The sequence below is a fragment of the Devosia sp. genome, assembly GCF_040509215.1.
Lineage (GTDB): Bacteria > Pseudomonadota > Alphaproteobacteria > Rhizobiales > Devosiaceae > Devosia.
Map to the genome: position 1 here is coordinate 1 of NZ_JBEVLL010000384.1, position 5989 is coordinate 5989.

Annotated in this window: 4 protein-coding genes; 2 read left to right on the top strand and 2 right to left on the bottom strand. The window is 60.5% G+C overall.

The window, feature by feature from the left end:
• Nucleotides 1-2025: a DNA topoisomerase IV subunit B gene (gene parE, locus ABW043_RS21535; protein ID WP_353923245.1), complete on the bottom strand. Its 2025-nt coding sequence runs from the start codon at nt 2023-2025 to the stop codon at nt 1-3.
• 208 nt (nt 2026-2233) lie between these two features.
• Between parE and ABW043_RS21540 the strand changes: the two genes are divergently transcribed.
• On the top strand, nt 2234-2551 hold the full coding sequence (locus ABW043_RS21540) for a hypothetical protein (RefSeq protein WP_353923246.1): 318 nt from the start codon (nt 2234-2236) through the stop codon (nt 2549-2551).
• A 605-nt stretch (nt 2552-3156) separates the two neighbouring features.
• Complete coding sequence (locus ABW043_RS21545; RefSeq protein WP_353923247.1) at nt 3157-4674, top strand: ABC-F family ATP-binding cassette domain-containing protein; 1518 nt, start codon at nt 3157-3159, stop codon at nt 4672-4674.
• On the opposite strand, the gene ABW043_RS21550 is transcribed toward ABW043_RS21545, so the two are convergent.
• Nucleotides 4671-5873 carry a GGDEF domain-containing protein gene (locus ABW043_RS21550; protein ID WP_353923248.1) on the bottom strand — a complete coding sequence of 401 codons (1203 nt, stop codon included), beginning with the start codon at nt 5871-5873 and terminating at the stop codon, nt 4671-4673. The genes ABW043_RS21545 and ABW043_RS21550 overlap by 4 nt on opposite strands.
• Nucleotides 5874-5989: the final 116 nt, after the last annotated feature.

Genomic DNA, 5989 nt, shown 5'->3' on the forward strand with positions numbered 1-5989 from the left:
TTAGACGTCCAGATCCATCACAAACTCAGCATTCTCCTGGATAAACTCAAACCGTGCTTCCGGCTTGGTCCCCATCAGTCGATCGACCGTCGTCTTGGTCGCCTGATGGTCATCCAGGATCTTCACCTGTAACAACGTGCGGCTCTTGGGCGACATCGTCGTCTCTCGAAGGTGCGCATAGGGCATTTCGCCGAGGCCCTTGAAGCGCGTGATGTCCACCTTGCTCTTGCCGGTGAACTCCGTGCCCATCAGTTCGGTCTTGTGTGCGTCGTCGCGCGCATAAAGCGTCTTGCCGCCCTGGCTTATGCGATAGAGCGGGGGCAGGGCGAGATAGAGGTGCCCATTCTCGATCAGCCGCGGCATTTCCTGGAAGAAGAACGTGATCAGCAGCGATGCGATATGCGCCCCGTCCACGTCGGCGTCGGTCATGACGATGATCTTGTCGTAACGCAGATCATCCTCGGTATAGCGGTCGCGCGTACCACACCCAAGCGCCTGAATAAGATCAGAAATTAGTTGGCTCGCCGCCATCTTTTCGCGACTGGCGCCGGCCACGTTGAGAATCTTGCCACGTAGCGGCAACACGGCCTGATTGGAGCGGTTGCGCGCCTGCTTGGCCGAACCGCCGGCCGAGTCGCCTTCGACGATGAACAGTTCCGCGCCCTGCGCGGCGTTCTGCGTACAGTCGGCCAGCTTGCCCGGCAGACGCAGCTTTCGCGTGGCGCTGGCGCGGTCGATTTCTTTTTCCTTGCGCCGACGCAGTCGCTCTTCAGCGCGTTCGACTGCCCAATCGAGCAGCTTTCCGGCCTGCAGTGGCGAGGAGCCAAGCCAGTGGTCGAAAGCGTCACGCAGCGCATTTTCGACGATGCGCGTCGCCTCACCCGAGGCCAGCTTGTCCTTGGTCTGGCCAACAAATTCCGGCTCGCGCACGAAGACGGAGAGCATGGCATTGCAATGCCCAAGCACGTCTTCCGCCGTCAGCGTCGCTGCCGCCTTGTTCTTGGTTAGCTCGGCATAGTTCTTGAGCCCGCGCAGCAGCACCAGCCGCAGCCCAGCCTCGTGGGTGCCGCCATCGGGCGTGGGGACCGTATTGCAATAGGACGACACGCTGCCGTCCTCGATAGTCCAGGCAATGGCCCATTCCACCGATCCATGGCTGCCCGGTCGCCCGGTCTTGCCCGCAAAGATATCGTCGACGATCCGCGTTTCGCCCTCGATCCGCGCGGTCATGAAGTCTTTCAGGCCGTCCGGATAGTGGAAGACGGCCTTGGCCGGAACCTCGTCGCTGGCAAGGCTTTCGTCGCAGCTCCAGCGCAGTTCCACGCCGCCAAAGAGATAGGCCTTGGCGCGCGTCATGCGGAAAATACGGCCAGGCGAGAAATGCGCCGTCGGTCCGAAAATCTCGGGATCGGGATGGAAGCGCGTCGAGGTGCCGCGGCGGTTTTGCACCCGCCCGATATTCTCGACGTCCTGCACGACCTTGCCGCGCGAGAAGATGATGCGGTGCAGCTGCTGATCCCGCGCCACCTCGACGATCATGTCGTCGGAAAGCGCGTTGACCACCGACACGCCGACGCCATGAAGGCCGCCCGAGGTCTCATAGGCCTTGGAGTCGAACTTGCCGCCGGCATGCAAAATGGTGTGCACGATTTCGAGCGTCGACCGCCCGGGAAATTTCGGATGCTTCTCGACCGGAATGCCGCGACCGTTGTCGGTTACCGTCAGGTAGCCATCGGCGCCCAGATGCACCTCGATACGCGTGGCGTGGCCTGCAATGGCCTCGTCCATGGAATTGTCTATCACCTCGGCAAAGAGGTGGTGGTAGGCATTCGAATCCGTGCCGCCGATATACATGCCGGGCCGGCGCCGCACCGGCTCAAGCCCTTCGAGAACCTCGATATCCGCCGCGCTATAGCTATCCGTCGTCGCCGGCGCGGAGGCCTTGGCGACGGTCTTTTCCTTTTCCGGCTTTGGGGCCTGCGGCTTGGGCTCAGCCCCGCCGCCAAAAAGATCGTCTGCTTGCATGCAACAGGATTTCCAGAGGTCGATTCGAATCAGGCTGGTAGACTATGTAGCATATCGTACACCGGCATCCGGACGCCGGTTTGCCGCGGTTTTCCCCCGAAACCGGCCGACATGAACGGCAAATGAACGGGCAATTGGTTAGGGGTTCAGGAGCCAAAGCGCATCATGCCCGTTTGGTGGGCAAGATCGGTCGAAAAGGAGCTCAGTCATGGTCAAGAAAACTATCGCCGCCGCGATGCTGTCGGCACTGGCGCTTGTTCCAATGCCGGCCTCGGCACAGGTCAATTTCGGTTTTCATTTCGGCGATGAGCCGCGGGACTTCTATCCCCAATTGCCCATCTGCCTGACCGATCACCAGATTCGTCAAGCAATCGCCCGCCGCGGCTACACCAATATCGCGCTCAACGTGCCCAATGAAAAGCGCATCCAGGTGCGCGCCACACAGGATGGCTGGGTCTACCTGATAGACTTCGATTTCTGCGCTGATCGCATTCGGGGCCAAAAGGCACTCCGTCCGGCCGGCTGATCCATGCGCGATCGATAAAACCCCGTTTCAACTTGAGCCGCCGCGTTTACTCCTCGTTTGCTTCTTGAAAGCACTTTCTTAAGTGCACGCTGTTAGCGTTCAGGCATACGGTTTTTGTATGGAGTTGCCGTATGCGAACCCGAAATGGGCCCAGTATTGCGTATTTAGTGCCCCATTTCGGTTCATCTGCTGCCGTGAGGCCACGAGCCGGATTATTGAGTATTGCGTACCGGCTGGCTCAACTGCACGTCCCGCGTTTTGGTGCGACCCTGCTTGCGAGCCTTGTTTTCTATCTCGCCTGACGCTTGCTTTCGGCCAAAAGGTCGAATAGCTCTGCTTTTAGTCGTAGGCTAAATAGCTCTGCGTCTCTAATGTCGTCCAATCGAACCGGGGAGGGATGCATGGTCTATTTCACTCATCATCGCCAGCGTGGCCCCGTTTACGCCCTGTGGCTCAAGCTGCAGGGCTGACCAGCGCGGTTCGGACGATATTTTAGGTCTTTGATCCACTGGTTTGCCCGTCACGGCATTCTGACCCTGTCAGACTGCATATTGATGGACTAGGCGCGCGTCGAAACGCAGCGCCATCCCAGAAAGACCAATACGATGGCAAATCTCAGCCTCCGCAATGCCAGCCTACGTGCGGGCCATGTCCTCTTCTCCAATGTCTCCCTCTCGCTATCCGATGGTGATCGCGTCGGCCTCGTTGCCGCCAATGGTCGCGGCAAATCCACGTTGCTGCGCGCCTTTATGGGCGAGGCAGAGCTCAGCGAAGGCGAAATCTCCCGCTCGCGTGGCCTCACCATCGGCTATGTCCCGCAAGATGTGCCCGCGGATGCTCTGACCATCCCGCTCCGTGAATTCGTCGAGCAAGCCCTGCCGCAAGCCGATCGCGAAAGCGAAGGCTGGCGCGCCGACGTGGCGCTCGATGAACTCGGCTTCCCACTCGATCTCGTCCAGAAGCCCATCGGGCAATTGAGCGGCGGCTGGCAGCGCCTGGCGCTGATTGCCCGCGGCTGGGTCACCCAGCCCGATCTCCTGCTGCTCGACGAACCGACGAACCATCTCGATCTCGGTCGCATCCTGGCGCTCGAAAACTGGATGGCAGCGCTGCCGCGCCAGACCATGGTCGTCATGGCCAGCCACGATCGCCAGTTTCTCGATAGCGTCACCAATCGTACGCTCTTCCTGCGCCCCGAGACCTCGCATTTCTTCCCGATTGCCTACAGTGCCGCGCGCAAGGCGCTCGAGGAAGCTGACGAGTCCGCCGAACAACAGCGCCAGCGCGATCTCAAGGAAGTCGCCCAGCTCCGCAAGCAAGCGGCCAAGCTGACCAACATCGGCATCAATTCGGGCAGCGACCTGCTCACCGTCAAATCCAAGCAGCTTCGCGAGCGAGCCGAAAAGATCGAAAACCAGGCCGTCTCCGTTCATCGCGAAAAAACCGGCAAGGTCATGCTGGGCAATTCCGGTGCCGAGGCCCGCGTCATGCTTGCGTTTGAAAACATGGCCGTGACGACGCCCGATGGGCGCCCACTCTTCTCGATCGACAAGCTGCATGTGTTCCAGGGCGATCGCGTTGTCCTGCTCGGGCGCAACGGGACCGGCAAGTCTCAGCTCATGCGGAAGGTGGCCGCTGCTCTGGGTGGCGAGGCGATAGACGGTTTGCGCCTCAGCCCGCAGATCGTGCCGGGCTATCTCGATCAGGCTTTGGATTGGCTGCCGCTCAAGCAGACGCCGCTCGATTTCATCGTCTCGCGCTACAACGAAGGCGACCGCCGCAGCATCAGTCTTCTCGCCGGTGCCGGCTTTGAGCCAGACCGGCAGGACAAGCCCATTCGCACGCTCTCCCTTGGCCAAAGGGCACGGCTTGCGCTATTGGCCTTGCGCCTGCAGCGGCCGAACTTCTACCTGCTCGATGAGCCCACCAACCATCTCGATATTCCCGGCCAGGAACAGCTTGAGCTCGATATCGCCGAGCACGGCGCAACCTGTCTACTCGTGTCCCACGATCGCGCTTTCCTGCGTGGCGTGGGCACGCGCTTCCTGCAGATCATTGGCAAGCGTCTTCGCGAGGTCGAGGGGCCGGAGGCGTTCTTTGCCGAGATGGCAGAAGCGCTCTAGATCCGCTCCTGGCTCTGCAATCTGCTGCCGGAAGCGAGGTGCAAGCGAACGGGCGTCATCACCGCCTGATCCTTGCCCTCGCTCTTTGCCCGGTAGAGTGCCTGATCGGCCAGCGTCATCATGTCGGTCAGGCTCTCGTGGCTATAGCTGAGGTGAAGCCCGATGCTGAGAGTTACAGGGTACTTGTGCGGCAGGCCCGCAATCGTTGCCTGCGCCAGCGCCAAGCGAATCCTGCGGGCGATGCCCTGCAGTTCGGCCCGGTCGATGTCGTTGTAGTAAAGAGCGAATTCTTCGCCGCCCGTGCGCGCCGCCAGAACCGCGTCGCCGTGTCTGGCCAGCGTCCGCGCCACGGCCACGATCACCGCATCGCCAACCTTGTGCCCAAAGGTGTCGTTGACCTTCTTGAAGTCGTCGATATCGGCCACGAGCATGGCGGGCTGTCGTGAATTGGCGAAATCGCGGGCAACGGTTTCGGTCCCGGTCGTCTCGAAGCCGCGCCGGTTGAGAAGGCCGGTCAGATAGTCGCGATCCGCCTGACCCTTCAGGTGGCCGACGACATCGAGGCCGATCGCAGCCGAGAACAGCGCCGCGACAAGGAAAGACATCAGCGGGGTAAAAGCCCTGATGGATGTCCAATAGTCCGACGCCGTAAAGCCCGCCGAACTTTCAATGTTGAGATACCCGCTGAGGACCAGCGTCGGCCTGAACACGGCCACGAAGAACGCCAGTCCTACTGCAGCGGCAAAAAGATTGTCAGCAAGCGTTCGCTCCGGCTGCCGCACGAGGCCGACGAATGTGACGCTGGTTACGCCGACGAAGATGGCCGAAGTGATGAGGATGCGGGCCAGCGTCGAGGGTTCGACGAGCAGGTACCATACGAAGGGCAGGGCGCCAGACGCGATGATCGCCAGATAGATCAGGGTCGGGGGCGAAAGGTCTTTACGCAGGAATGTGCTGGCGCATGCCAGCGTTATCGTCGCGACATAGAGAACGTTCGCGCCAACATTGATTTCGGCAGGCCAGACGAAAATCTTGAAGTCGTAGAAGATGAAGCCGAGACCGAGGCACAGGAACGCCAGGGAAAGGGTTGCCAGGTGCTTGTAGTCGCGCCAGCGCAGCCAGATAAGGCCAAAGCCGAGCGACAGCATCAATGCAATGATCGGATTGACGAGTGCAAAGAAAAGTTGGCCATGCACCATCGTCGAGGTTCCAAATGTGTCCTGCATCCCGTGGCGAAGTCTAATCGTCGCGATGCAACAACAGGTTAACCGTTCAACGCGTCCGGTTGGCCAAAAAGAAAGGGCCGCCCGAAGGC